The organism is Massilia mucilaginosa, from assembly GCF_011682145.1.
Taxonomy (GTDB): Bacteria; Pseudomonadota; Gammaproteobacteria; order Burkholderiales; family Burkholderiaceae_D; genus Telluria_A; species Telluria_A mucilaginosa.
This window is the reverse complement of record NZ_WHJH01000017.1, coordinates 28,093-55,086: the sequence shown is the minus strand read 5'-3', so window position 1 is coordinate 55,086 and position 26,994 is coordinate 28,093. Positions and strand designations below refer to the sequence as shown.

Annotated in this window: 24 protein-coding genes and 1 pseudogene; 14 read left to right on the top strand and 11 right to left on the bottom strand. The window is 63.7% G+C overall.

The window, feature by feature from the left end; translation table 11 throughout:
* The first annotated feature begins 163 nt into the window (after positions 1–163).
* Positions 164–2,266, top strand: coding sequence for an ATP-dependent helicase (locus F2P45_RS15925; RefSeq protein WP_187367177.1), 2,103 nt, complete (start codon positions 164–166; stop codon positions 2,264–2,266).
* A gap of 30 nt (positions 2,267–2,296) precedes the next feature.
* On the opposite strand, the gene F2P45_RS15920 is transcribed toward F2P45_RS15925, so the two are convergent.
* Complete coding sequence (locus F2P45_RS15920) at positions 2,297–3,187, bottom strand: PAS domain-containing protein (RefSeq protein WP_166876864.1); 891 nt, start codon at positions 3,185–3,187, stop codon at positions 2,297–2,299.
* Between the two features lie 276 nt (positions 3,188–3,463).
* Positions 3,464–4,078 carry a hydrolase gene (locus F2P45_RS15915; RefSeq protein ID WP_223164758.1) on the bottom strand — a complete coding sequence of 205 codons (615 nt, stop codon included), beginning with the start codon at positions 4,076–4,078 and terminating at the stop codon, positions 3,464–3,466.
* A 119-nt stretch (positions 4,079–4,197) separates the two neighbouring features.
* On the opposite strand from F2P45_RS15915, the gene F2P45_RS15910 reads away from it, so the two are divergent.
* Both F2P45_RS15910 and F2P45_RS15905 read left to right on the top strand, forming a co-directional pair.
* The gene (locus tag F2P45_RS15910) at positions 4,198–4,608 is read left to right on the top strand and encodes an Imm1 family immunity protein (RefSeq protein WP_166876861.1); all 411 of its coding nucleotides are present in this window, start codon (positions 4,198–4,200) and stop codon (positions 4,606–4,608) included.
* Positions 4,605–4,997, top strand: a complete 393-nt coding sequence (locus tag F2P45_RS15905; RefSeq protein WP_229505105.1) for an ASCH domain-containing protein — start codon at positions 4,605–4,607, stop codon at positions 4,995–4,997. Before F2P45_RS15910 ends, F2P45_RS15905 begins: the two co-directional genes overlap by 4 nt.
* Here F2P45_RS15905 and F2P45_RS15900 read toward each other — a convergent pair.
* Positions 4,984–6,183, bottom strand: coding sequence for an MFS transporter (locus F2P45_RS15900; protein WP_166876858.1), 1,200 nt, complete (start codon positions 6,181–6,183; stop codon positions 4,984–4,986). The genes F2P45_RS15905 and F2P45_RS15900 overlap by 14 nt on opposite strands.
* A 57-nt stretch (positions 6,184–6,240) precedes the next feature.
* Here F2P45_RS15900 and F2P45_RS15895 point away from each other — a divergent pair, with 57 nt between their 5' ends.
* The 4 genes from F2P45_RS15895 to F2P45_RS15880 all read left to right on the top strand — a co-directional run bounded on the left by F2P45_RS15895 (position 6,241) and on the right by F2P45_RS15880 (position 8,629).
* Positions 6,241–7,200: a LysR family transcriptional regulator gene (locus F2P45_RS15895; RefSeq protein ID WP_188130160.1), complete on the top strand. Its 960-nt coding sequence runs from the start codon at positions 6,241–6,243 to the stop codon at positions 7,198–7,200.
* A gap of 121 nt (positions 7,201–7,321) precedes the next feature.
* Entirely contained in the window at positions 7,322–7,609 is a 288-nt protein-coding gene (locus F2P45_RS15890; protein WP_166876852.1) for a hypothetical protein, read from the top strand.
* Positions 7,610–8,055: 446 nt separating this feature from the next.
* On the top strand, positions 8,056–8,274 hold the full coding sequence (locus F2P45_RS15885; protein WP_166876849.1) for a hypothetical protein: 219 nt from the start codon (positions 8,056–8,058) through the stop codon (positions 8,272–8,274).
* 67 nt (positions 8,275–8,341) lie between these two features.
* Complete coding sequence (locus F2P45_RS15880) at positions 8,342–8,629, top strand: hypothetical protein (RefSeq protein WP_166876846.1); 288 nt, start codon at positions 8,342–8,344, stop codon at positions 8,627–8,629.
* A gap of 31 nt (positions 8,630–8,660) precedes the next feature.
* Here the strand turns inward: F2P45_RS15880 and F2P45_RS15875 are convergent, their stop codons facing one another.
* Positions 8,661–11,687 (bottom strand): bifunctional diguanylate cyclase/phosphodiesterase, encoded by a 3,027-nt coding sequence (locus F2P45_RS15875; protein WP_166876843.1) that lies wholly within the window; start codon positions 11,685–11,687, stop codon positions 8,661–8,663.
* A gap of 232 nt (positions 11,688–11,919) precedes the next feature.
* Between F2P45_RS15875 and F2P45_RS15870 the strand changes: the two genes are divergently transcribed.
* Positions 11,920–12,873, top strand: a complete 954-nt coding sequence (locus tag F2P45_RS15870; RefSeq protein WP_166876840.1) for a sulfurtransferase — start codon at positions 11,920–11,922, stop codon at positions 12,871–12,873.
* Here the strand turns inward: F2P45_RS15870 and F2P45_RS15865 are convergent.
* Positions 12,785–13,471 (bottom strand): YceI family protein, encoded by a 687-nt coding sequence (locus tag F2P45_RS15865; RefSeq protein WP_166876837.1) that lies wholly within the window; start codon positions 13,469–13,471, stop codon positions 12,785–12,787. The two genes, F2P45_RS15870 and F2P45_RS15865, sit on opposite strands and share 89 nt — an antisense overlap.
* A 36-nt stretch (positions 13,472–13,507) precedes the next feature.
* A complete protein-coding gene (locus tag F2P45_RS15860; protein WP_166876834.1) occupies positions 13,508–14,491 on the bottom strand; it encodes a type II secretion system F family protein in 984 nt (327 codons plus the stop codon).
* Between the two features lie 89 nt (positions 14,492–14,580).
* On the opposite strand from F2P45_RS15860, the gene F2P45_RS15855 reads away from it, so the two are divergent.
* From F2P45_RS15855 to F2P45_RS15835, 5 genes and pseudogenes are all read left to right on the top strand, one after another.
* Positions 14,581–15,285, top strand: a complete 705-nt coding sequence (locus tag F2P45_RS15855; RefSeq protein ID WP_166876832.1) for a glutathione S-transferase family protein — start codon at positions 14,581–14,583, stop codon at positions 15,283–15,285.
* A 17-nt stretch (positions 15,286–15,302) separates the two neighbouring features.
* Positions 15,303–15,923 (top strand): glutathione S-transferase family protein, encoded by a 621-nt coding sequence (locus F2P45_RS15850; protein WP_166876829.1) that lies wholly within the window; start codon positions 15,303–15,305, stop codon positions 15,921–15,923.
* A 22-nt stretch (positions 15,924–15,945) separates the two neighbouring features.
* Positions 15,946–16,380, top strand: coding sequence for a hypothetical protein (locus F2P45_RS15845; RefSeq protein ID WP_166876827.1), 435 nt, complete (start codon positions 15,946–15,948; stop codon positions 16,378–16,380).
* A gap of 229 nt (positions 16,381–16,609) precedes the next feature.
* Positions 16,610–16,798 carry a hypothetical protein gene (locus F2P45_RS15840; protein WP_166876824.1) on the top strand — a complete coding sequence of 63 codons (189 nt, stop codon included), beginning with the start codon at positions 16,610–16,612 and terminating at the stop codon, positions 16,796–16,798.
* Positions 16,799–16,820: 22 nt separating this feature from the next.
* A pseudogene (locus F2P45_RS15835) lies at positions 16,821–16,973 on the top strand (transposase); the annotation flags it as partial.
* A gap of 221 nt (positions 16,974–17,194) precedes the next feature.
* Here the strand turns inward: F2P45_RS15835 and F2P45_RS15830 are convergent.
* The gene (locus F2P45_RS15830; protein ID WP_166876821.1) at positions 17,195–17,485 is read right to left on the bottom strand and encodes a type II toxin-antitoxin system RelE/ParE family toxin; all 291 of its coding nucleotides are present in this window, start codon (positions 17,483–17,485) and stop codon (positions 17,195–17,197) included.
* On the bottom strand, positions 17,472–17,921 hold the full coding sequence (relB, locus tag F2P45_RS15825; RefSeq protein WP_166876818.1) for a type II toxin-antitoxin system RelB family antitoxin: 450 nt from the start codon (positions 17,919–17,921) through the stop codon (positions 17,472–17,474). Before relB ends, F2P45_RS15830 begins: the two co-directional genes overlap by 14 nt.
* A gap of 133 nt (positions 17,922–18,054) precedes the next feature.
* On the opposite strand from relB, the gene F2P45_RS15820 reads away from it, so the two are divergent.
* Positions 18,055–19,341, top strand: coding sequence for a hypothetical protein (locus F2P45_RS15820; protein WP_166876815.1), 1,287 nt, complete (start codon positions 18,055–18,057; stop codon positions 19,339–19,341).
* Positions 19,342–19,361: 20 nt separating this feature from the next.
* Here F2P45_RS15820 and F2P45_RS15815 read toward each other — a convergent pair whose 3' ends face one another.
* The 3 genes from F2P45_RS15815 to F2P45_RS37260 are packed head-to-tail and all read right to left on the bottom strand — an operon-like array spanning position 19,362 to position 26,994.
* Positions 19,362–20,213: a CheR family methyltransferase gene (locus tag F2P45_RS15815; RefSeq protein ID WP_370663263.1), complete on the bottom strand. Its 852-nt coding sequence runs from the start codon at positions 20,211–20,213 to the stop codon at positions 19,362–19,364.
* On the bottom strand, positions 20,201–25,087 hold the full coding sequence (locus F2P45_RS15810; RefSeq protein ID WP_166876812.1) for a hybrid sensor histidine kinase/response regulator: 4,887 nt from the start codon (positions 25,085–25,087) through the stop codon (positions 20,201–20,203). Before F2P45_RS15810 ends, F2P45_RS15815 begins: the two co-directional genes overlap by 13 nt.
* Positions 25,084–26,994 (bottom strand): putative bifunctional diguanylate cyclase/phosphodiesterase, encoded by a 1,911-nt coding sequence (locus tag F2P45_RS37260; RefSeq protein WP_370663262.1) that lies wholly within the window; start codon positions 26,992–26,994, stop codon positions 25,084–25,086. The genes F2P45_RS15810 and F2P45_RS37260 overlap by 4 nt, the downstream gene beginning before the upstream one ends.

Sequence of the window (26,994 nt, the reverse complement as noted above, 5' to 3'; positions counted from 1 at the left end):
TAGAAACGGCTACTTAGCGCAGGCACGGCGATTTTTGACTGTCGCTTTCACGGCGGGCGCGGTCGTGCCGCGTTGGCTCAGGCAAAATAGGGGTGGCGGATTAACTTGCGCAATAATACTGTATAAATGTACAGTCGTGTCAGTTCCAGTTTGAATGCCCGATATGACCGCAGCTTTTCACCTTGACGCCCACGCCGACGCCGTCGACGATCCCTTCGCCAGCCTGAATCCCGCCCAGCGCGCCGCCGTCGAGCACGACATCGGCGTGGCCCCGGCCGATGCGCGGCCCTTGCTGGTGATTGCCGGCGCCGGTTCCGGCAAGACCAATACCCTGGCACACCGCGTGGCGCGCCTGATCACCAGCGGCGCCGATCCCCAGCGCATCCTGTTGCTGACGTTTTCACGCCGCGCCGCCAACGAGATGACCGAGCGCGCCGGCAAGGTGCTGCACAAGATCATGGGCGTGCGCGGCGGCCAGGCACCGGCCACACTGCCGTGGGCGGGCACCTTTCACAGCATCGGCGCGCGCCTGCTGCGCGACTACGCCGGCCGCATCGGCCTGGACGAATCGTTCACCATCCACGACCGTGGCGACTCGGAAGACCTGATGGGCATGGTGCGCCACGAGATCGGCCTGAGCCAGACCCAGAAACGTTTTCCCCTCAAGGGCACCTGCCTGGCGATTTACTCGCGCGTGGTCAACAGCCGCGAGACGCTGGCGCTGGTGCTCCAGAGTACTTTTCCGTGGTGCAGCGAGTGGGAGGCCGAACTCAAGACGCTGTTCGGCGCCTATGTGGACGCCAAGCAAGAGCAGAACGTGCTCGATTACGACGATCTTTTACTGTTTTGGGCGGAGATGGCGGCCGATGAAGAACTGGGCGCGCACATCGGCGGCCTGTTCGACCACGTGCTGGTCGACGAGTACCAGGATACCAACCGCTTGCAGGCGGCGATTCTGATGGGCATGAAGCCGGGCGGCGCGGGCGTGATGGTGGTCGGCGACGATGCCCAGTCGATCTATTCTTTCCGCGGGGCCACGGTGCGCAATATTCTCGATTTCCCTAAGCAGTTCGCGCAGGCAGCGCGCATCGTCACGCTCGACCGCAACTACCGCTCGACCCAGCCGATCCTGGACGCCTCCAACGCCGTGATCGGCGCCGCGCTCGAACGCCACGCCAAGACCTTGTGGACCGACAAGGTCTCGACGGTGCTGCCGCAACTGGTGCTCATTCCCGACGAGGCCGAACAGGCGCGCTGGGTCTGCAAGCGCATCCTGGAGCACCGTGAAACCGGGATGGCGCTCAAGGCGCAAGCGGTGCTGTTCCGCACCGCCAGCCACAGCGCCGCGCTGGAACTCGAACTCATGCGTCGCAACATTCCCTTCGTCAAGTTCGGCGGTCTCAAGTTCCTCGAAGCATCCCATATCAAGGATGTGCTGTCGGTCTTGCGCTTTGCCCAGAATCCGAGCGGGAGGGTGGCCGGTTTTCGCGTGGTGCAACTGGTGCCCGGCATCGGTGCCGCCACCGCCACCCGCCTGCTGGACGCGCTCGCCGAGTCGGCCGAGCCGCTGCGCGCGGTCGAGCAATTTGCCGCGCCCGCCAGGAGCGGCGGCGACTGGGAGCAGTTCGTGACCCTGTTCCGCGCCTTGCGCGCGCCTGGCCTGCGCTGGCCGGCCGATATCGAGCTGGTCAAGAACTGGTACCTGCCGCACCTCGAACGCATGCATGACGATGCGCAAGTGCGGGTGGCCGATGTGGAGCAGCTGGCGCGTCTCGCTTCCGGCCATGGCTCGCGCGAAACCTTTCTGGCCGAGATCACCCTCGATCCGCCCGAAGCCACCAGCGACCGCGCCGGGCCGCCCCATCTGGATGAGGATTACCTGATTCTCTCGACCATTCATTCCTCCAAGGGGCAGGAGTGGAAGTCGGTGCATGTGCTCAACGTGGTGGATGGGTGCATCCCGTCGGATATGAGCACCGGCAACTCGGACGATATCGAGGAGGAACGCCGCCTCTTGTACGTGGCGATGACGCGCGCCAAGGAGCATCTGCATCTGGTGGTGCCGAACCGGTTTTTCATCAAGCAGCAGGCGCAGATGGGCGACCGCCACGTGTATGCGGCGCGCTCGCGCTTCGTCAGCCCGGCCATGCTCAAGCATTTCGATGAATCGGTGTGGATGACGGCCGACACCCGGCAAAGCCGGAAACCCATGCCCGAAAGCGTGCGCATGCTGGTGCGCGACCGCGCCCGCAACGCCTGGAAGTAATGCGAAGCAAGCGCGCGGCCAGCCGGGCTGTTACTCCAGCACGGTTGCCACTGCCACGTATTCGTATGGCGCACCGCCCGGTTCGCTGAGCGCCTGCACGCAGCAGCGCAAGTGCAGGGCGCGGCCATCGGCCGCTTGGGTGAGGATATCGCCCGACCAGGCGCCATCGTACGCCAGCGCCAGGCGGATCTCGCTGGCGAGCGGCTCGGGAAACGGCGCCGGGTGCAAGGCAGGCAGCTCGCGCCCGATGAGTTGCTCGCGCTGCTTCCCGCTCAGTTCGCACACACGTTCGCTCGCGTCGCGGATGCGCCCCTGCGGATCGAGGGTCAGCACCAGGGCCTGCTGCCCGACCAGTTCCTGCACCTTGCGCGCCTCGGCCAGCTGTGCCTCCAGCGCGGCCCGGTCGGCGGCGGCCGCCTGCAGGCTGGCATAGGCGCGCAGCGACGCGATCACGGTGGTGAACAGTTTGCGCGTGGTCAGGTCGGCCTTGCACCAGAAGTCGTTGATGTCGTAATCGCAGATGATGCTGTGCTCCAGCGTCTGGCCCGGCTGGCCGGTGCGCAGCACGATGCGTACGAGTTCGTTGTGCAGTTCCGCGCGCACCTGGCGCGCCACCTGCAGGCCGGCATCGTGCGTTTCCATGATGACGTCGAGCAGCACCAGCGCGATATCGGGCGTGGCGCGCAGGGTGTTGAGCGCTTCCTTGCCGCTGTAGGCGTGCAGGAAGCTCAGGCGGCGTCCCTGGAACTGGGTATTGCTGAGCGCGAACTTGGTGACGACGTGCACGTCGACATCATCGTCCACGATCAGGATGCGCCAGGGCGGTTTTTCTTGCGCAGAGGACGCAAGCGGATCGGACGGGGCGTCGTCCTCGATGATCAGGAAGCCGTTATTGGCGTCGTCGGAAGCGGAAGCGGACATTCACCCACACTATGTCAGCCGGGGCGCTTTGTCAAAGACCACACGAGTTATCCCCTGTTTTGCCCATTTGTAGGAATTTGCCGAATGGACAGTTTATGACAGCGCCACCGCGAGTTTTAAGTCCCTGATTTCATTCATGATTTTTTTTGCCTTTTGAACGGGCATTTTGTAGAAACCCGCTTGAATCCGGGCCTTAAGCGCTGCCGGGGCAGGCTTATCCACAATGTTATCCACACTTCTTGTGGATATCCTCAAAAAGCCTGATAAATCCGGGGCTTAGCCGATACCGGGCGGTTGCACCATGGCGCCGCGCCTGGTTTTTTTGCGCGGCGACAACTGTGCCAAATGTTTCAATTCCTCGAAACGGTCAAGAAACAGTGCGTAGGCACGCTCCGGTCCGACCGGAATGATCCTGGCAGGGTGGGGCGGCGGCAGGTGGCTCCAGTCGATCCAGGCGGCTGGCAGCAAGTCGCGCAGTTCGGTGGCCATGCAGACCAGGTCGGCCTCCTTGATCGCCGGCACATCGTCGTTGAAGCCGAAGTGCTGCCGCAGAGCATTCTTGATGGGATGGACCCGTTGCTTCACATAATCGCGACCCAGCATGACCTTGACCGGCGAAGGCCAGTCGCCAAGGAATTCTTCGCAGTCATGCATCAGCGCCGCATATGCCAGCGCCGGCGGCACCAGGCGCGAACTCATCACCGAGTGCTCGGCCACCGAATACCAGGGCCGTGCGGCACCGCCCCAGCGCGGTTGCGACGCCAGGCACAGCGCGATGTCGGTAATCGGCAACCCGGTCGCGTCAGGCGTGAGCAGGTCCAGCACGAAGCCTGAGGGCAGCAGGATCGCGGTGCGTCCGTCGGGCTTGTTCAGTAAGTCGAATTGCATCATTACAGTGATCGCGACGAGAGTTGGTCCTCCTGAAGTGTACTGTTTTTGCTCCGGGGGCGGCGTTTCGGACAGCCCGGCGCCGCATAATACGGGCTGGGACTTTGTCTGAAAGGATGTCGATGAACAAGAGAATGCTCAGCGAAGAAGAATGGACCGGCAGCGGCCTCAATACCATCGTGCATGCGGACTGGAACCCGGCAATGGCGCACGCGGCGTTGCAGCGGCTCGACGGTCGACGGCTGACGCAATTGCAGCTCGATGTGGGCGAGGATCGCAGCATGCTCATCGGGGGAGGCGCCGGCCGCTTGTCGGTGATCATCTGCGTCGACGTGGATCGGGAACTGCATACCTTGCTCGACCCCGGCAAGGCGGACACGGAGCACGAGGACTTGCTGGTCGGCGGCCAGCTCGGCAATTTTGCGGCGAATCAGATCGTTTCCGCGGCCGCCGCGCTGGCTGCGATACACTATTTTCACGCTGCGGGAGAACCCTCGCCGCACCTGTCCTGGCAAACTGGAGGAGCACGATGACGCGGCTGAAACGACTGACGTTCTGGGGCGCGCACGACGACGATGACAGCCTGCCGCGCAGCGTGATGGCAGGCCGCAAGACCGTCACCGCCGACACCGTCGAGGAATACGGCAAACCCTATGGCGACTACGGCGACGGCGGCTACCTGCCCGGCGACCTGATCGAGGTCTACGATTTGCGCCAGCGCCTGCGCTGCACGATCAGGGCGACCAAGGTGTATACCATTGAGTTCGGTAACATTCCCGAGGAAGTCTGGCGTGGTGAAACCTTTTCCAGCGCGGACGAGTTCAGGCAATGCCACGTGCGCTGCCTGCCGCACCTGGACTTGCATGACGGCGTCGAGTTCGTCACGCTGCATTTCGACCTGGTTGATATCATTTTGCCGTAGCGGAACGGGCACGCGCCATCGCCAGCGCCAGCACGATCGCCAGCACGGCAATGCCGGCGGCGAGGTAGCTCAGCGACGGCAAACCGATCTGGTGGATGGCAGCACCGCCGGCAATCGCGCCCAGTCCGGTGCCGGCATTCGCCGCCGAAATATTCATGCTCGCCGCCAATGCTTGCGCCGACGAGCCGGCCTTCATCACGCGCACCTGGCAGATCGGGAACAGCGCGGTGTAGGCCAGTCCCCATAGCGCCAGTGCCAGTGCCAGCCAGCCGTGGCTGCCCACCGCCAGCAAGGTCGCGAGCATGCCGCCGATTAACAGCAGCAGGAAGGCCACGGTCGAGCCGAGCGGGCTGCCGTCGACCACCCTCCCGCCGATCCAGTTGCCGATCATGCCGACCGCCCCGAATCCCATCAGCCACCAGCCGACCTGGGCTGCGGGAATGCCGGCCAGGCGTTCGAGCATGTCGGCCAGGTAAGTGTAGGCGCTGAACATGGCAGTAAACACCAGCACCGACAGGGCCACGTGCGCCAGGAAGCGGCAGTCTTTGAAAATCGCGGTCTGCTGTTCGCCGGCTTTGGTGGCCGGTGCCGGCAGGGCCGGCATGAAGGTCTGGATCATGCCCGCCATCAGCACCGACAGCCCGCACAGGATCCAGAAGGTGTTGCGCCAGCCAACGGTGTCGGCGGCGAGCGTGCCCAGCGGAATGCCGAACACCAGGGCGGCGGAAATACCGAGGTACACCTGGGCCACGGCCCGGCCGGCGTTCTTGTGGCCGGCCAGCTGGCCCGCTGTTTCGCTGGCGGTGCCCCAGAACACGGGCAGCATCAGCGCCGGGATGAAGCGCGCCAGCGCCAGCACCCAGATGTTGGCGGACAGGGCCGCCAGCGCATTCGCGGCGCCGAACACCAGCAGGATCGCCACGAACAGTCCCTTGCGCCCGACGTGCGACAGGCGCGCCGTGAGGAAGGGGCCGAACAGCATCACCGTGAACGCGAACAGGGTCACCAGTTGCCCGGCGGCCGAAATGGAAATTTTCAGGTCCAGCGCCAGGGCCGGCAGCAGGCCGAGGATCAGGTATTCGGTGGTGACGATGACAAACGCCGCCACCGCCATGATGGCGATCTGCAAGCCGGAGCGTGGGCTGTCCAGCTCGGCCGCACCGGCTGTCAGTGTTGATGTATTCATATGATTGTAGGCGAAAGGAACAAGCCGTCAGTGTATTGGCGAATCGCTTTCGCATTGATGGTAAGATTTACCGCTATTCATGACTGGAATTCATCAACCGTGTTCTCTTCCGAGCGCCTCAAGGGCATCGACGTGTTCGTCAGCGTGGTCGAGCGCGGCAGCTTTGCCTCGGCCGCCGGCCGTCTCAACCTGACCAGCTCCGCCGTCAGCAAAAGCATTGCGCGGCTCGAAAGCCGGCTGGGCACGCGCCTGTTTACCCGCACCACGCGGCGCCTGGCGCTGACCGACGCCGGCACCGTGTTCTACCAGACCTGCCTGCGCGTGCTGGCCGACCTGGAAGAGGCCGAGACCCTGATCGGCGCCGAATACGTGGAACCGACCGGAAGAGTGCGCATCGACCTGCCGGCCTCGTACGGACGCCTGCACGCCTTGCCGGTGATCCTGCGCTCGCTGGTGGGCCATGAACTGCTGCTGCCGCACATTTCCTTTTCCGATCATTTCATCGACCTGGTCGAGGAGCGGGTCGACATCGTGGTGCGCATCGGCGGCTCGAACGTGTGGCCCGCGGCGCTGGGCCATCGTTATCTGGGATCGGAGCGCCTGGTGTTCTGCGCCTCGCCGGCCTATCTGGAGCGCAAGGGCGTGCCGCTGACCGACGCCGACCTCGACCAGCACGACCGGGTCGTGTACGGCCGCGCGGACGGTCTGGTCAATTCGTGGTTGTTCGCGGGCAGCGAGCAGGGCGCGATGGAGCAGCGTTTCATGCCGGGACGCATTGCTGTGGGGGATGGAGAAGGGCAGACCGCCGCCGTGCTTGCCGGTCTGGGCATCGCCCAGTTGCCGACCTGGCTGGTCAGGCAGCCTATCGAGCGCGGCTTGCTGGTCGACGTCTTGCCGCAACTGGCGACCGACGGTTTGCCGATGAATCTGGTCTGGCTCAAGGCGCGCCAGCATCTTCCCAAGGTCAAATTGCTGCTTGATGTGCTGGGCAATGCGCTCACCCCCGCCGGGGCCTGACGGCCTGCCGCTGTTGATGGTTGTCACCGAAAACAGCCGTTGCGCTGGCACTTGTGTAGACATTCAATTACTGTGAATGCGGCAACTTCATTGCCATCCCCCTCACTCCGGAGAATCCAGCATGGAATCACACGACCTGGCGTTAACGATGTTCCTCATGTTCATGTGCGGGCTGTACATGATGTACCTGAAGCAGGAGGAGCAGTACAAGAAGCTCACGCGCCTCGAGAACATGCTCAGCTCGGTTCCAGGCGTCGGCGACGGCTACAAGGATATCCACCCACGGGTCAGGGCCAAGCTTGTTGCCGGGGAGATCAGCGCGGCCATCATCCTGCATCGCAGCATCGAGGCGATTTCGTTCGGCGAAGCCGAGTCGGTTATCAGAAGCTATATCGCCCGCCGCGATTAATCCGACGGCACCGCGTCCCCGGCAAGCAGGGCGACAAACTCGTCGGCCGGCACCGGCTGGCTGAAAAAATAGCCCTGCACTTCATCGCAGCCCGCGCCATCCAGATATTCGTCCTTGACCGTGTTTCCCTTCCGCTGCTAAAAAATGGCATGACTGCATCTAAAAACTCCAGCGAAATTAATCTATCTCATGAGGTTGACGAGGCGCGCATGCGGATTGCCACATATTCTGCCTTGCGTCTTCCACCTTGACAATGTCATTTGATCTGTAGCGGATTGACAATTGTCAGTAATAAATGAATTGTTTGTAGAAAAAATTTCGAACAATGGATATTCTGAAATTGTTGAGAAAATAATTGAATTGCGCGGATGGATAATGTATGGCGATTATTGATTTCAACTGATGTTTATCTCATCTTTCATTTTTACTCTTAAAAAGGAAGTTATATGCAAGAATTATCTGCGAGTGAAATTGACGTAGTGGGCGGCGCATATAAAGCCAGTGCTGCCGCTTTTGGTGCTGGAGCAGGGATTGGCGCGGCTGCCTTTGGTGCCGGTTGGGGTACCTTAGCTGTGGGTGCGGCTTTCGCTTTGAGTCCGCTTGCCGTCGTGGCAATTGTCGGCTGTGCCGGGTATGGCGGCTGGCGGCTCATGACGGCCAATTAAACAATTACCTTGTCGGCAAGGGGCAGTGCGATCTATTCCCCTTGGCCGGCACTACAAGGAGCATATAATGGATGCCATAAATATGGGTTGGCTGTTAATTCTTACAAATCTGGCATGTGTGATTGTTTTGCTCTCCAAGGCCAGTACTCACTCCGAGAGATTAAAGAAAATCGAGATGCTGATATTGTCGCAGCCGGATATCGATACCTCGGTCCTCGACCTGTCTGCGGAAGCGAAGAAAATGATCATGGATGGCCATAAATACCGCGCGATGGCACTGCATAGGGAACAGACTGATTCGACTGCACGTAGCGCAGAGCTGGCAGTGGAAAAATTCATTGCGCAACAGATATGACGAATACATCAAAGGTGAGCACCCCAGCCCGCTAGCCCATCTTTCCGGGCGTATCCAGCAGGGCGACAAACTCGTCGGCCGGCAGCGGCCGGCTGAAAAAATAGCCCTGCACTTCATCGCAGCCCGCACCATCCAGATAATCGAGCTGTTCGCGGGTTTCCACGCCTTCCGCCACCACCGTGATGCCGAGGCCATGCGCGAGCGCAATCGTGGCCTTGGCGATCGCCGCGCTTTTCGCATCGTCGATAATGTTGCGCACGAAACTCTGGTCGATCTTCAGCTTGTCCAGCGCAAAGCGGCTCAGGTAGCTGAGCGACGAATAGCCGGTACCGAAGTCGTCCAGCGCCACCGCCACCCCCATCCCGCGCAGTTCGGCGATCTGGGCCATGGCCAGCTCCGCTTCCTGCATCAGCACGCTTTCGGTCAGTTCGATGGCAAGGTAGCGCGCCTCCATGCCGCTGCTCCGCAGCGCACTGCTCACGATCGCCGGCATGGTGCCGGCCGTGATCTGGTGCGCCGACACGTTCACCGCCACCGGCAGCGCGCGCAGGCCGGCATCCTGCCACGCCTTGTTCTGCGCGCAGGCGGTGCGGATCACCCATTCGCCGATCTCGACGATCAAGCCCGAGTCTTCCGCCAGCGGAATGAACTCGGCCGGCGAAATCATGCCCAGCTCGGCGCTGCGCCAGCGGATCAGCGCTTCCGCGCCGCACACCCGCTTGTCGGCCAGCCGCACCTGGGGCTGGTAGAACAGCGAAAACTCCGACCGCCCCAGCGCGCTGCGCAGCCGGTGTTCGAGCGCCATCCAGTGCAGTGCCCGCGTGTTCATTTCGGATGTGAAATAGCGGAAGCTGTTGCGACCGCTGTTCTTGACGTGCGACAGCGCCGTGTCCGCATTCCTGATCAGGTCGCCCGGCGTGACGCCGTCGAGCGGGAACAGCGCAATCCCCACGCTGGCCGTGACCACCACCTCGTGCCCCAGCAACTGGCAGGGCGCGGCCACCGTGTCGAGCATTTGCTGGGCGGCGGCGTTGCTGTCGTCATTGTCGTCCACGTGCGAGAGCACCAGCACGAACTCGTCGCTGCCGATCCGCGCCAGGGTGTCGCCCGGACGCAGGCGCGCCAGCAGGCGCTGCGCCATTTCGCGCAGCAGCAGGTCGCCGGCGTCGTGGCCGATACTGTCGTTGACCCGCTGCAAGCGGTCGATATTGAGCAGCAGCACGGCAATCGCCCGTTGCGCCTGGTGTGCCGCCTCGATCGCCTGTTCCAGCCGGTCGTTCAGCAGGGAACGGTTCGGCAAGCGCGTCAGCGGATCGTGGTTGACCATGAATTGCAACTGCTCATTGGCCTCGGTAATATCGCTCAGGTCGGTGAACACGCCCACATAGCCGGCCGTGCCGTGTTCCGGACCCGCCACCGCGCTCGCCGTCAACCACTCGGGAAACACTTCGCCATTCTTGCGCCGGGTCCAGATTTCTCCGCGCCAATGCCCATCGCGCGCCACGGTGTTCCACAATTGCCGGTAGAAATCCATATCGTGCAGGTTCGAGCGTAGCATGCGGATATTGCGTCCCAGCACATCGGCCTCGCTGTACAGGGTGATGCGTTCGAACGCCGCGTTGACGGCCACGATGTTGCCGGCCGCATCGGTCACCACGATGCCGTCGTGCGTGTGTTCGAACACGCGCGCGGCCAGTTCGAGTTTTTCGTCGGACTGGCGCCGCTCGGTGACATCTTGCACGGTGCCCATCAGCGCGATCACGTTGCCGGCCGCGTCATGCACGCCCGTGCTGCGCGAATGAAAGTAGCGCTGCGGACCGAGCGCGGGATTGCTGCGCAGCTCACCCGCCCAGTTCATGCCATGCTGCACGGCCGACTCGACCAGATGGCGGTCGTCCGGGTGAATTTGCTGCAGAAACACGTCGAGCGGCGGCGGCTGCTCCGCCAGCGGCAGTCCCAGCAGCCGATACATTTGCTGCGACCAGTGCCCGCTGCGGGTCCTCAGATCGAGCCGCCAACTGCCGATCAGCGCCAGTTGCTGCGCCGCCCGCAGCGCATCGTCGCTGTTGCGCAGCGCCTGGTTCAGGCCGTAGCGCTTGTGCAATTCGCGCAGCGCCAGGGCGCTCATGCCCGCCAGCACCACCAAAAAGGCCAGCGACACGCCGATATAGGCGCCGGCCATGCCATACCAGTCGGCCAGCAGTTCATCCTCGCCCAGCCCGACCACCACCACCAGCGGACGCCCGCTGACGCGCTGGTAGAAATACAGGCGCCGGATCCCGTCGATGCTGCTGTCGGCGATGTAGCTGCCGGCCTCGGCCGCGCCGGGCGTCTCGTGGAAATTCGGAAAGAACGTCAGGCGCTTGCCTTCGGCGGTGGTGGCCAACGGCATGCGCAGCATCAGCACGCCGTCGGTGCGCACCAGGGCCACCACGCCATCCTTGCCGACCTTGATCGCATCGTAAAAGCGGCGCAAATACTTCGGCTCCAGCGCAGCCACGATGACCCCGCCAAAACTGCCGTCGGGCCGGTTGATGCGGCGGCTGAAGCTGATGAAGGGCACCCCCAGCTTGCTGATGATCGGCCCTTCGATGTGCATGCCGTATGTCGGCTGGTCGCGATGCACCCGGAAATACGCGCGGTCCGACAGGTTGTAGCTACCCGGCAATTTCTGGCTGTCGTGAATCATCTTGCCGTCGGCATCGAGCAGCCAGATGGCGCGGATGAAGGGCAGGTTGGTGATACTGCTGTCGAGCAATTCATCGACCAGCCGGTCGCGGTCGGCAGGTCCCTGCGGTACCATCTGTACCGCCTTGATGGTGGTCTGCATGGCCAAGTCGACCGCGAAGATGCTGTCGGCCGCCTGTTCCTCGAGCACCTTGACGAGCACGCGCGCGCTGTTGCTTTTTTGAGTGAGGACGTTGTCGCGCGACTGGACCAGCTCGAACACGAGATTGGCGACGATGCAGACGAAGATCAGTCCGGCAAAGCCGAGCACCAGCAACGTGACCCCGCGCTCGCCGCGATGGGCGGGACGAAGAGAAAAAATGGGGTTCATTGAATTGCACCTTGATCGATTGAGCGGGCCTGTGCGGCTCCTGCCATGGCATTCTTGACCCTGTTTTCACGTCTGTTATATCAGATCGGGCATGAGTAATAAAGCACGAGTTGTTGTGTTCGATGAAAGTGTTGGCGGGCTGTTCAGGGCCGCCCGTGTCCGACCATTTAAAATAGCGGGTTTGCTCTCTGAAAAGTCCGCCGTGAATGCCCGCCCGCCCATCTGCCCGCCCATGCCCGCCGCCCGTCGCCCCCTGGCGCGCGCGCGCGCGCTGGTCGCGCCCCGGGAGCTGGCCGGCTTGATGCGCGATCCGGCGGTGCGCCTGCTGGAAGCCGGCTGCGCGGGCGCCGCCGCCTTCGAGCAGGCCCACATCGACGGCGCCGGCTACCTCGACACGCGCGAGCTGGAAGCGGCGCCGCTGTTCAACAAGGTCGACGATGCGGACCTGCTGCGGGTGCTGCTCGCGCACGGCGTGCGCCACGACACCACCGTCATCGTCTACAGCCGCAATCCGCTGGCGGCGGCGCGCGCGGCGCACCTGATGCTGTACGCCGGCGTGATCGATGTGCGCATGCTCGACGGCGGCTTTGCGGCGTGGTGCGCGGCCGGCCTGCCCGGCGTCGCCGGTCGCGCCATGGCGCCGCTTCCCGCGTGCGATTTCGGCGCGCCGTTCCCCGGCCGTCCCGACTACCTGACCGGCATGGCGCAGGCGCGCGCCATGCTGGCGCAGCCCGGGTGCGCCCTGGTCAGCACCCGCACCTGGAACGAATACACCGGCGCCACCTCGGGCTACAGCTACATCGAGGCGCGCGGCGAGATCCCCGGCGCGCTGTGGGGCAGGGCCGGGCGCGAGGGCGATGTGAACAGCATGAGCCACTTCCAGCACCCGGACGGGCGCATGCTCGATGGCGCGGCGATCGAGGCGCGGTGGCGCGCCGGCGGCATCCATCGCGCCAGCCACAACGCCTTCTACTGCGGCACCGGCTGGCGCGCTTCGCTGGCCTTCTTCTATGCGTGGGTGATCGGCTGGGAGCGCATCAGCGTGTACGACGGCGGCTGGTACGAGTGGAGCGGCGACCCGGCCAACCCGGTCGCCATCAACCCTGCGGCGCCGCCACGATGCGGAACGCCAGTTCCATCGGGTCCAGCACCGTCAGCGCACCGCCCATCACCGACATCGGCGTGATGCCGAAATCGCTCTGGTTCAGGATCAAGGTGCCGCTGGCGGTCAGGCCACCGGCGCTGCGCTCGATCGTGGTCGGCACGTCCACCGTGCGCGAGACGCCGTGCAGTGTCACGGTCAGGCGCAATGTCTCAATCTTGTCGCTCTTGCCGGCGGCGCGTTCGGCGTGCAGCTCCACCAGCGGAAAGCGCTCCGCGTCCAGCACCCGCGTGAGCATGTTGGTACGGGTACCGGCGATGGCATCAAGGTCGGGCTGGGTGGTCAGCCCGGCTTTGGCGCGCAAGCCGGTCTCGTCGACCGTCATCTGGTCGAGCCGGAAGCGGAAGTCGGCGCGCCCCGCATCGGGTGCCACGAAGCCCTCGATGCTGCGGCTGGCGACAACGTGGTCGTGGCCCATGCGCGCAAACGTGCCGCCGCGGCGTACCGTCACGGTGATCAGCGAGAGCGCCGAGTCGATGCGCAGCACCTGGCGCGCACGCACGGCATCCTGGTACCAGCCGAACGCCGGTGCGGCGGGCGTGGGCGCCGGCGGCGGCGCAGTCGTACTGGCGCACCCGGCAACGAGGACCAGCAGCGGAAGGTAGGTTCGGATCGGTTTCATGGCACGATTGTGGCACGAATCGGGCCAATGCGCGGCTCACAAAGGCGCCACCGCGCCCAGCGAACTGACGATGATGTTGAACGCCATCCACAGCGCCACCAGCGCGTAGAACACGCGCGGCAGCCAGGCCATCATCTCGAGCTGGAAGCGGTTGATGGCGTCGCCCTCGCTGGCGGCGTGCCGGCGCAGCATCTCGGGCAGGGTGCCGCTTTGTTCGCCGGTGAGCACCAGCGCGTGCAGCTGGCCGGTATCGGCCAGGCGCAGGGTCTGGAGCGCCTGCGCCAGCGTGGCGCCGGATGTCAGCTTCGGCAGCATGGCTTCCAGGTCGGCGCGCACCAGGCGGTTGCCGACCGTGTCCAGCGCCACCGGCATGGCGTCGAACAGCGGCAGGCCGGCATCGAGCAGCAGCGCCAGGCTGTCGACAAAGTCGCGCATGTTGCGGCGCAAGTGCACCGGGCCGAAGACGGGGAGCGCCAGCAGGGCGCTTTCGACTCCGGCGCGCGCGGGCGATGCGCTGCCGGCGCCGAACCATTGAATCGCCCGCGCCGCCAGCAGCGCGCCGCCGCCGAGTACCAGCAATGGGGCCAGCACGCGCCACAGATAGCCGGCGGCCGACAGCGTGCCGCCCGCCAGCGCCGGCAGCGGCTGGACGAACAAGGCGATCGTCAGGATCGCCACCGGCAGCGCCATGCGCGAACGCAGCGTGGCCAGTTGCTGCGCCCGGGTGGAATGAAAAGCGGCCAGCCGCTGATACGTCGCCAGCGGACTGCCGGCGGCGAACGCCGCGCGCAGCAGGCGCGCTTCGAACGGGGTAAACAAGCCGCTTGCCAGGCCGGCGCCGGCCGGCTCGTTGCGGCGCGCCGCCATCTTGCGAAAGGCCGCCACCCGCGCGCTCCCGGCCCGGCCCAGGTCGAGCAGCGCGTAGGCCCGGTCGGGCGGCAGGCCGGCCTTTTCCATGGCCGCCAGATGCACGAAAAGCTGCGCGCGCAGCAGGGCGGGAAGAGGGCGATGGCGGGTCATCCGGCGATTGTGGCACAGCGTGAGCATGGCCGCCAAATTGGCGCTATGATGCGACTTGCTGTTTCGTCATCAACCCGGAAAGGAATGCCATGATCGACCTGTATTCGGCGCCCACGCCGAACGGCCACAAAGTCTCCATCGCGCTCGAAGAACTGGCTTTGCCGTACACCTTGCACACCCTCGAACTCAATCGGAACCAGCAGAAGGAAGACTGGTTCCTGGCGATTAATCCGAACGGGCGCATCCCCGCGATCGTGGACCGCGCCGAAGACAACTTCGCGGTGTTCGAGTCGGGCGCCATCCTGGTCTACCTGGCCGAAAAGACCGGACAGCTGATGCCGACGGACGCCAAGGGCCGTTCGCAGGTCATGCAGTGGCTGATGTTCCAGATGGGCGGGGTCGGCCCGATGATGGGGCAGGCCAATGTGTTCTACCGCTACTTCCCCGAAAAGATCCAGCCCGCGATCGACCGTTACCAGGGCGAGAGCCGGCGCCTGTTCAAGGTGCTCGATGGCCGCTTGCGCGATCACGAATTTTTGGCCGGTGATTATTCGATTGCCGATATCGCCAACTGGGCCTGGGTGCGCACGCACAAATGGTCGGGTGTCTCGATCGAGGAACTGCCGCACCTGGCGCGCTGGATCGACGCCATCCGCGCCCGCCCGGCCGTGGAAAAGGGCTTGCAGATGCCGCCCTCGCCGCGCGAACTGAGTTCGTCGAACGAAGAAGAAGCCGCCAAATTCTCGGCCGCCGCCCGCACCATGCTCGAAACCGGCCAGTCGCGCAACAACTAACCATTCGCAAGGATGCCATGAAACTGTACGTCAGCACGTTTGCGCCGAACCCGCGCCGGGTCACCATGTTCATCGCCGAAAAAGGCATCGCCGGCATCGAGCAGGTGATGATCGACCTCGCTGCCAATGAGCACAAGAGCGAGGCTTATGTGGCCAAGAACCCGCTGGCGCGCGTGCCCGCGCTGGAGCTCGACGACGGCCGCGTGCTGTGCGAAACGCGCGCCATCTGCACCTACCTGGAAGGACTGCATCCGGAGCCGAACCTGATGGGCGACGGCTTCGAGGAGCGCGCCTTCATCGAGATGGCCGACCGCAGGGTGGAGATGCATCTGTTCCTCGGCATCGCCAACAGCGTGCGCCACACGCATCCGGGGCTGGCGGTGCTCGAGCAGCCGCAGTTTCCCGAGTTTGGCGCGTCGCAGGGCGAGAAGATGCGCGAGCACGCGCGCTGGCTCGATGGCGAACTGGCCGAGCGCCCGTTCGTGGCCGGCGCGCGCTTCACGGTGGCCGATATCACGGCCTGGTGCGCGCTGGAGTTTGCGCGCGGGCTGATGAAATTCAGGCCGGGCGCGGAAGGCATGCCGCATTTGCAGGCCTGGCGCGACCGCATCGCCGAACGGCCGTCGGCGGGACGCTGATGTTCTATCTTACAAGGTCATCATGCTGAAGCAGTTGAGGGCGCCGCAGGTATTTTATCCGCTGCTTCTGATCGTCGAATGTCTATATATGTGGGCACTATCGAGCAAGCTTGTGCTTGCATCGTTATCGTCTGACTACGTGTTGGCCGTCTTCTACTGGCTCGTGCAGGCGCTGTGCCTTGCCGCGCTGGCTAACGTGATGTCCATCCGGGCCAAAAAGGGCAACCTGCGGAAAAAGTGCCTGTTTGCGCTGACCGTGTATCTGTCATCGCTTTATGTGGCGCTTGAGGCTCTTGCATCCGACGATCGCTTCTTGCTCTCGTTCGAGGCGGAGTTGATCGTCAGTGGCGTCAGTTTCCCCGATTATCCTGTTCGCACAATGTTCTTTCTGGCCCTGGTTCTGATCACCTTTGCCTCTCTTTCCAGCGCCGGGCAACAGGATGAAGCACCGTCTTGACGGTGTCATAATTTACCTGCATTTGCCATTGCCGTCGACGCTTAGGGATGAAACTGTGCTTGTAGTACCCTGAAAGTGAGCGCACAGTTTATCATTGCGCTTGATGCTCCCACCCGCATCGCGATCGATGAGGCCAGCTGAGTGCAGCATACGACAAACTGCGGTTGCGTCAGGAGCCGACACGATGCACGGTCCATTGAATTGTTGATTCAACCGGAACAGGAAAACGATGAAAAAGAATGCCAATCCGGACGACTTGCCGCATTTCGTGCGGGCGTTGGAAGAGCACCACCGCACCGGCGCGAATACGATAAGCTGCGATACCTGCCATGCGGCGATCAGGTTCCATGAGCGCGGAACGGTGCTCTTTCACGAATGCGACTGCGGCAGATTCACGGGCACGCTGCGCGGCCTGTGACGTGCAGGGCGAAACACTCACACTGGAGCGCGCCTGCACGGCAACGATCCGCATCAAACTGCTCAAGATGGGCGCGGCCATTGTACACAACACACGCCGCATTCGCGTCCTGCTCGCCTCCCAGCACCCACTCAAACACGTCTTTCTCACCGCCGCCCGAGCGCTGGCACCATAAACCTGCCGAGTGCTGTCCCCGGCACGATATAAATCAACGGGGGTTGGGGGAGTTGCGCCTGCGATCAGGCCGCGCGGAAGAACCAACGGCAGAAATCACCTCAACAGTTTGCGAACGGGGCGTTTAGCGCACTCACCCTGGCTGATTGACTCGCTCATGAAATATCCGGGTTAGGCCGCGAGTCCCGGCATGGTTCGCAACTTAATGGTCATAGGGACGCATCACGTTTTTCCTTTGGGCGGCCAGCGTTGCGCAGTGTGCTTTACCCGGAGGATTTCGACAGTCTCTTTCCGTATTCGGTAGACAACGAGGTAGTGCGGATGCACGACCATTTCGCGCGTTCCACGCTGACGGCCGGCTCGGTACAACTCGGGTCGGTCACTCAGTTGTTCGACTTTACCAAGGATCAGTTCAGCCAATTGTTCAGCGGCGCGTTTGTTGTCTTCCGCAATGTGTACCACGATCCTGTGCAGATCGTTATTTGCCTGCTTTTTCCATTCAAGCCGGTACACGCTTCGACCTTACCGCCGTGATGGCTGCGCGAATGTTACGAGCCACCTCATCATGGGGAATTGTCGGACTGGTGTCATCAATGGCTTCCTGAACTTCCGCCTTTAGCCATTTGTCGTACGCAGCCGCTTCGTGAGTCTGCTTCATGGCGGCAGACGTATCCGGTCGCTGCCGGTTGGCGAGTGTGTCGGCATTCCAATTTGTGGCGTCAACATCGAAGTTGACGATTCCCACACCCTTCAGATAGCCAACCAGTGTCTCAAATTTACGGAAGAGGCGAGCTTGCCGACTGCGTTGGGCGGTCAGGGCGCGTTCGGTCGCGCCGGACTTGATCACGATCCCCCAACCGCCAGGCTGGCCTATGATACGGGCACCCTGTACGCCGTTGGCTTCTGTCAGCTTGGCCAAGGTAGCGTGATCAATCGTTTCCTGTGTCATGGTAATGCTCCCGTCTCATCTCGAATGACCTGCCGCAGCTTGTATTGTTGTCGCAAATAGCAGATGATTGCAAGTCATTCTTCAATGTCGCAAATCAACGCCATGCCTGCTATCTGACCAGACTGGCTGGAAAATGCCGAAAAAGACCCTCACCAAACTGACCGGACTGCTGCGTAAAGCTGGCGTCCAGTTACGTAAAAAAGAATATGCCGCGGCGTTGGCGTTGGCCGACGAGGCGCTGCCGATACTCGAAGAACTGTCCGACGACGACGCGCTTGACGACGAAGACGCCACCTGGAGCGGGTACTTCCAGCTTCGGCTTGCGTGCCTCGACCAACTCGGCCTGCCCGGCGACCTGGCGGCGACCTGCGAGGCCGTGCTCGAACGTTTTCCGATTGACGAGGACGACCTGGACGATGAAGAGCTCATCACGCTGGCCAATGTGCGCGCCGCATTGACCGGCCTCGCCCGACTCGCCGCCGACCGGGGCGATGCCGACACCGCCGTGGCGCTGATCGACCGTTGCTTTCGCCTGGTCGCAAGCGACGCCGAGGACGACGATCCCTTCCTGGACAGATACCAGCAACGTGCCGCCATTTACCTGGGCGCCTGCCAAAGCGCGCCGCAGCGCTACCGCGATGGCTTCTTCGACAGCCTGCACCACCTGGCATACAAGGCCGGCAGAATCCATGCGATCAACATCGACGCCCCCGCGCTGCTGGCGTACCTGAACGACCCGGACTATCTGGCGTTCAAGGCGGCCCATCCCGTCGAGCGCCTGCGCAAAGGCGAGCCTGGCGAGACATGGCAAGCGGCTCTCGAACGCTTTCGCGCGATTGCCCACGAACTGCGCGTGGTGCGCGAAAGCCCTGTGTGGGACGGTTACTTCACTGTCGAATGCAAAGCGGTCGCACCTTCCGATCTGGCTGCGCGCGAACAAACATGGAACCTCACGCTACCTGCCGCCTTGCGCGCGCTCTACCTCGAACGCGGCAGCATCGAGGTGCAGGACCCGGAAGCGGACGGCTCGCTGCGGATCTACGCGGCGCAGCACCGCAGCATGATCCTGTTCGGCGGCTTTGTTCACATGATCTGCAATCTGTGGGGCGACCGCTGGGAGTTCGAGGAGTTTTTCACGGAGGCCGAGATCAGCCGCCTCGATGCGAATTTCTTCATCTTCGGCCACGTCAAGAACAGCGACAACCGATACACGCACCTGTTCTTCGACCGCGAGGGCCGTTTCGGCAGCCTTGCCTACGACCAGAACAACTGGAACAAGATGCTCCCGCAAGTGAAGGCCATGCTGAAAGGTAAACTGACAGGCAGCATGAGCCTGGACGCGCTGATTTCCGGACAGATGGATGCGCTCATCGAGCGCCTGATCGACCGCGATGACCAGGCGCGCCTGAATATCGGCTAGGCGACGCGCTACGCGACGCGCTACGCGACGCGCTTGTACCACGCCTGGTGCGCGAACACCGGCTGGTAGCTGGTCGCCAGCGTGTCGCCCGGCGCCAGTTCGCGGTCGATGCCCAGCACCCCGAACAGCGCCAGGCTGTCGTGGAACAGGCGCAGCGCGCGCTGGCGCAGCAGCGGGCCGAAATCGGCCAGTGCGCGCGGGCATAAAATCAGCTGGAATTCGTTGAACGAGGCATCCGTCACCAGGTTGTACTGGGCCCACGTGATGCGGCTGCGCAGCGCCGGCAGCAGCACGGCGCGCTTGCCGCGCACCTCGAAAAAATCGGCCAGGTGGGCCGTCCCGCCGCTTTTCAGGTAGTTCTCCTGGTATTGCGCCATGCGCTCCATCGGAATGCTGGCCTCCAGCGCTTCGGCCAGCAGTTCCTCGTTGGCGACGGTGGCAAAAATCTCGGTGCGATGATGCATCTGCTGCTCGGCCAGCAAAATCGCCAGCGACCACGCTTCCTCCGCATGCGCGCATTCGGCCAGCCACACTTTGGGCAGCGCCGACGCGCGCAGGCAGCCAGCGAGCACCTCGCGCGTCTGGCGCACCTGTTCCGGGTCGTCGAACAGCAACGCCGGCCGCACGCTCAGCGCGCGCAGCAGGGTCGAGGCGGCAGCCGGGTCGTGCAGCACCCGGTCCTGCAACAGCGACACCGTCGCCAGTGCGCGCTCGGCCATCAAGCCCAGCACCCGCCGTTTCAGGCCGGGCCGGTCGTAGGCGCGGAAGTCGAAGCCGTAGCGCTGGAAAACGCCTTCCAGAAGCAGGTCGATTTCCAGCTCCTCGATGGCCGGCGCACCGGCCTGCCGAAGCGGCCCGTTCAATGCAGCCACACCCGCATCAGCGACAGCAGCTGGGCCACGTCGACCGGCTTGGTGATGTAGTCCGATGCTCCGGCGGCGATGCACTTGTCGCGGTCGCCCTTCATCGCCTTGGCGGTCAAGGTGATGATCGGCAGCGACTTGAACTTCGGTATGCGCCGGATCGCGCGCATGGTGTCGTAGCCGTCCATCTCCGGCATCATGATGTCCATCAAAACGATCTCGATGGTCGGGTCGTTTTCCAGCACCTCGATGCCGTCGCGGCCATTTTCGGCGAACGAGACCTGCATCTGCTGGCGTTCCAGCAGCGACGACAGGGCGAAGATGTTGCGCAGGTCATCGTCGACGATCAGCACCTTGCGTCCGGCCAGGCCGCCATCGGCCGCGTGGATTTCTTCCAGCATGCGGCGCTGCAGTTCCGGCAGCGAGGCGTGCGAGCGGTGCAGGAACAGGGCCGTTTCATCGAGCAGGCGTTCGGGCGAACGCGCATCCTTGATGACGATGGTCTTGGCGTAGCGTTTGAGCTTGGTCACTTCCTTGCGGCTCAATTCCTTGGCGGTATAGATCACGATCGGCAGGTCGCGCAGGGCAGGGTCCTTGCCGATCACGTCGAGCAGATCGAAGCCGCTGATGTCGGGCAGGGTCAGGTCCAGCACCATGCAGTCGAAGTGCGAGCCGCGCAGCGACGCCAAAGCCGCTTCGCCGGTTTCCACGGCCACGATGCGCAGGTCGGCGTCGCCGATCAGGGCCACGATCGAATCGCGCTGCATTTTTTCGTCATCGACCACCAGCAGGCTGCGTTTGCCGCCCAATAAGAACTTCTGGATGCGCGTGAATTCTTCTTGCAGCGCGTCGCGTTCGACCGGTTTGCCGATATACGAAATGGCGCCCTGGCGCAGTGCCCGTTCGCGCTCGTGCAGGGTGGACATCACGTGCACCGGAATGTGGCGCGTGCTCGGGTCGCGTTTCAGGCGGTCGAGCACCGTGAAGCCGTCGATGTGCGGCAGGTCGAGGTCGAGCAGGATGGCCGACGGCAGGTAGTCGCGCGCCAGCGACAGCGCCGAGTCGCCCTGGTGCGTCACGATCGCCTTGAAGTTCTTCTCGCGCGCGAATTCCATCACCTCCTTGGCGAAGGTTTCGTCGTCCTCGATGATCAGCACCGACGGGTCGCCCGGCGCGATCAGGCCGCGGTCGTCCAGCATCGGCGGGTATTCGACCAGTTGCCCTTGCGCCGCCGCCGCGCTGCCGTCGTGCGCCGTCACGCTGCTGGCAACCACCACGGTCGACGGCGGCGGCGCCAGGCGTGCGGGCTGCGGCTGGCGCGCCTGGTCGTAGTTGATGAAGCCGGCCCGGTTGTAAGGCAGGAACAGGGTAAAGGTGGAGCCGGTGTTGACCACCGATTCGACCCGGATTTCGCCGCCCAGGAGGCGCGCCAGTTCGCGCGAAATCGACAGCCCGAGGCCGGTGCCGCCGTACTTGCGGGCGGTCGAGCCGTCGGCCTGCTGGAAGGCTTCGAAAATCAGTTGCAGCTTGTCGGACGCAATGCCCACGCCGGTGTCGCGCACCGAAAACGCCAGCACCGCGTCGGCATGCACCAGGTTCGGGTGGTCGCTGGTCCAGCCGCTGGTGACGATCGAAATTTCGAGCGCGACTTCGCCGTGGCTGGTGAACTTGAAGGCGTTCGACAGCAGGTTTTTCAGCACCTGCTGCAGGCGCGTGGTGTCGGTCATCACGGCGGTCGGCAGGGCGTCCGCCAGCAGCACCGTGAAGCCCAGGTGCTTGGCTTCGGCCATGTGGCGGAAGGTGCGGTCGACGTAGTTACGCAAGTTCGAGAAACGGTATTCCGACACGTCGAGTGTCACGGTTCCGGATTCGATCTTGGACAGGTCGAGAATGTCATTAATCAGAGTCAGCAGGTCCGATCCGGAACCGTGGATCGTCTTTGCGAACTCTACTTGCTTTCCCGAGAGGTTGCCCTCCGGGTTATCCGACAACTGCTGCGCGAGAATGAGCAGGGAGTTGAGCGGGGTGCGCAACTCGTGCGACATATTCGCCAGGAACTCGGATTTGTACTTGGACGACAGCGCCAGCTGGGTCGCCTTTTCTTCCAGCGCCAGCTTGGCCTGCTCCACCTCGCGGTTCTTGCGTTCCACCTCGATGTTCTGTTCGGACAGCAGGCGCGCCTTTTCGGCCAGTTCCTGGTTGGTCTGCTGCAGTTCCTGCGCCAGCGACTGCGACTGCGTCAGCAGCGACTCGGTACGGCTGTTCGCTTCGATCGTGTTGAGCACCACGCCGATCGACTCCATCAGCTGGTCGAGGAAGGAGAGGTGGGTTTCGGTGAAGCGGTCGAGCGAGGCGATTTCGATCACCGCCTTGACCTGCTGCTCGAACAGGATCGGCAGCACCACGATGTTGGTTGGCGGCGCCGCGCCCAGGCCCGACGAGACCACGATGTAATCGCGCGGCACGTCGGTCAGCCAGATGCGGGTTTTCTCCAGCGCGCACTGGCCGACCAGCCCTTCGCCCGGCAGGAAGGAGGTGGCCAGCTTGCGGCTGGAGCGGTAGCCGTAGCTGGCGATCATGCGCAGGCGCGCGTCGAGCTCCTGCGAGTCCATCATGTAGAACACGCCGTGGTGGGCCGAGACCAGCGGCGCCAGTTCGGACAGGATCAGCTTTGTCACCGCCTGCAAGTCGCGCTGCCCTTGCAGCAGGCGCGTAAAGCGCGCCAGGTTGGTCTTGAGCCAATCCTGCTGCGCATTCTTCTGCGTGGTTTCCTTGAGGTTGCGGATCATCTCGTTGATGTTGTCCTTGAGGTAGGACACCTCGCCGCGCGCTTCCACCTGGATCGAGCGCGACAAGTCGCCGCGCGTCACCGCCGTCGCCACCTCGGCAATCGCGCGCACCTGGTTGGTCAGGTTCGCGGCCAGCTGGTTGACGTTTTCGGTCAAGTCCTTCCAGGTACCGGCCACGCCGGACACGTTGGCCTGACCGCCCAGCTTGCCCTCGGTACCGACCTCGCGCGCCACCCGCGTCACTTCCGATGCAAATGACGATAATTGGTCCACCATCACGTTGATGGTGTCTTTCAGTTCCAGGATCTCGCCTTTCACGTCCACCGTGATCTTTTTCGACAAGTCGCCGCGCGCCACGGCGGTCGTCACCGCCGCGATGTTGCGCACCTGGCCGGTGAGGTTGGATGCCATGAAGTTCACGTTGTCGGTCAAGTCCTTCCAGGTGCCGCCCACGCCCGGCACGTAGGCCTGGCCGCCCAGTTTTCCTTCGGTACCGACTTCGCGCGCCACGCGCGTCACTTCCGACGCGAAGGAGGACAATTGGTCCACCATCACGTTAATCGTGTTTTTCAGCTCCAGGATTTCGCCTTTGACGTCCACCGTGATTTTCTTGGACAGGTCGCCGTTCGCCACGGCGGTGGTCACGTCGGCGATGTTACGCACCTGGCCCGTGAGGTTACCCGCCATCGAGTTCACGCCGTCGGTCAAGTCTTTCCAGGTGCCGGCCACGCCGGGCACGTTGGCCTGGCCACCGAGTTTGCCTTCGGTGCCCACCTCGCGCGCCACGCGCGTCACTTCCGACGCGAAGGAGTTCAACTGGTCGACCATCACGTTGATGGTGTTTTTCAGTTCCAGGATCTCGCCCTTGACGTCCACCGTGATCTTCTTCGACAAGTCGCCGTTCGCCACGGCGGTGGTCACGTCCGCGATGTTGCGCACCTGGCCGGTGAGGTTGCCCGCCATCGAGTTGACCGAGTCGGTCAAATCCTTCCACGTACCGGCCACGCCTTTCACCTGCGCCTGGCCACCGAGCTTGCCTTCGGTACCCACCTCGCGCGCCACCCGCGTCACTTCCGACGCAAAAGAAGACAACTGGTCCACCATCACGTTGATGGTGTTTTTGAGTTCGAGAATCTCGCCCTTGACGTCCACCGTGATTTTTTTGGAGAGGTCGCCGTTCGCCACGGCGGTGGTCACCGCCGCGATGTTCCTCACCTGGCCGGTCAGGTTGGACGCCATGAAGTTCACGTTGTCGGTCAAGTCCTTCCAGGTGCCGCCCACCCCCGGCACGTAGGCCTGGCCGCCGAGTTTTCCTTCGGTACCCACCTCGCGCGCCACGCGCGTGACTTCCGACGCGAAGGAGCGCAGCTGGTCCACCATGACGTTGATGGTGTCTTTCAGTTGCAGGATCTCGCCGCGCACGTCCACCGTGATTTTCTTGGACAAGTCGCCATTGGCCACGGCCGTCGTCACTTCGGCGATGTTACGCACCTGCGAGGTCAGGTTGCCCGCCATCGAGTTGACCGAGTCGGTCAAGTCCTTCCAGGTGCCGGCAACGTCTTTGACCTGCGCCTGGCCGCCGAGTTTTCCTTCGGTGCCGACTTCGCGCGCAACGCGCGTGACTTCCGACGAGAACGAGGAGAGCTGCGCCACCATCGTGTTGGCGGTGGTGGCGGCGTGCAGGTACTGGCCCTTGAGCGGATGGCCGTCCACTTCCAGCGCCATGGTCTGCGACAGGTCGCCCTTGGCCACCGCGCCGATCACGCGCGCCATTTCCGTGGTCGGGCGCACCAGGTCGTCGATCAGGGTGTTGACGGAGCTGATGATGGTGGCCCAGCCGCCCACCACGTTCGGGACCGAGGCGCGCTGCGCCAGTTTGCCTTCGGCGCCGACCACGCGCGAGACGTCGGTGACCGCCTGCACCATCTTTTCCTTGGTCTCGATGATGTCGTTCAGGGTATCGGCGATCTTGCCCGAAATGCCGCTCCAGTCGGATGGCATGCGCGCCGTGAAGTCGCCTTTTTTGAGCGCCATCAGGGTCGATAGCAGGAGCTTGATGTCCAGTTCATCGGCCATGTCGGTCATGTTGTTCATCGGCTTTGTCCTCGTTTTTTGGGAGTTGAAAGAGCGGCCTGACTCGTGTTCGGGCTCGTTATCTGGTTGGTCGGTCGGGCCTGCAGCAGTGCCAGCATGCCGGCTGCGGACAGGGGAGGGCTGAGCAGTTCGCCCTGGTACTCGTCGCAGCCGAGCGACTTCAAAACGGCCAGCTGTTCGGCGCTGTGCACACCCTGGGCCAGCACGCGCAGGCCGAGCGCGCGCCCGAGGTGGACGATGGCGGCCGCCATGTCGGTGCCGCGCTCGACCCCGATGGCGCGCACGAACGCGCGGTCGATCTTGATGGCGTCGAACGGCAGGTCGCGCAGCATGGCCAGGGCCGCGCCGGCGCTGCCGAAGTCGTCGACCGTCAGGCGCACCCCGGCCGCTTTGAGCTGGCGCAGCACGGCGGCGCTGTCGCGCGTGTCGAGCAGCAGGTGTTCGGGAATTTCGAGCTCCAGCCAGCCGGCCGGCAGCTTGCAGGCGCGCAGGTGCGCCAGCACGCGCGCGGCCAGTTCGGGGCGGATCTGGAGCAGCGCCAGGTCGACCGCCATGACCACCCGCGCCACCTGCGCCGCCGTCCGCGCTGAACCGGCGCGCCAGGCCGCCGCTTCGGCGCAGGCCGCGCCCAGCATCCATTCGCACACTTGTTCGAGCAGCAGGCTATCGGCCACGTCGGGCAAAAAGCGCGCCGCGGCGATCAGGCCGTGGCGCGGATGGCGCCAGTACAGCAGCGCTTCGACCGCTACGACCGCGCCGTCGGGCAGGGCGGCGCGCGGCTGGAACAGCAGTTCGAATTGCTTGCCTTGGAGCGCGGCCTGCAGTTCGGCCACCCACTGGGCGCGCTCGCGTTCGCGCGTGTTGAGCTCTTCGCGGAAGAATTCGATGCTGCCGCGCCGGTGCTGCTTGGCGTGGTACATGGCGGTGTCGGCGTTTTTCATCAGCTGCGCGGCGCTGTTTGCGTCCTGCGGGTACAGGCCGATGCCGATGCTGGTGGAGGTGGCGATGCGCTGGCCGTTGATCTCGAAGGGACGCGTGTGCGCCTGCTCGATCTTGCGCGCCACCCTGGCCGCGTTGGCGGCCGCGCCGCGCCCCTCCAGCAGCACCACGAATTCGTCGCCGCCCAGGCGCGCCACCACGTCCGACACGCGCACCGCCGCCAGCAGGCGCGCGGCGACCTGGCGCAGCAATTCGTCGCCCACTTCGTGTCCCAGGGTGTCGTTGATCTGCTTGAAGCGGTCCAGATCGAGGAACAGCAGCGCGAATTCGCCACCGTGGCGGTCGGCCGTGGCGACCGCGTGTTCGAGCTGGGCGATCAGCGAGCGGCGGTTGACCAGGTTGGTCAGCGGATCGCGGATCGAGAGCGCCTGCGCGCGCTGCTCGGCCACCTTGCGTTCGGCCACCTCCTGCTCCAGCGCGCGGTTGATGCGCTCCAGGTCTTGCACGCGCTGCACGCGCAGGTCCTGGTTGAGCAGCGACAGTTCGCGCGTTTTCGCTTGCAGCTCCAGGTTCTTGCGGGTCAGGTCGACGAACACCGCCACCTTCGTTTGCAGCACCTGCGGGATAACCGGGGTGAACAAATAGTCGGCCGCGCCCTTGCTGTAGGCTTCCAGCCGATGGCGTTCGTCGCCGTAGTGGGCGGTGATGAAGATGATCGGCACCGCGCTCGAACGCGGGTGCGAATGGATCGCCTCGGCGGTTTCGAAGCCGTCCATGCCGGGCATGTTCGCGTCCAGCAGGATCACGGCGAAATCGTGGGTCAGCACCATGCGCAGCGCTTCGTGGCCGGAGCTGGCCTTGAGCAGCGCGTAGTGCTGCGCGCGCGTGGCCGCGGACAGCAGGCTTTCGAGCGCCAGCAGGCTGGCTGCGTCATCGTTGACTAGTAACACTTTCGGGATGATCTGCAC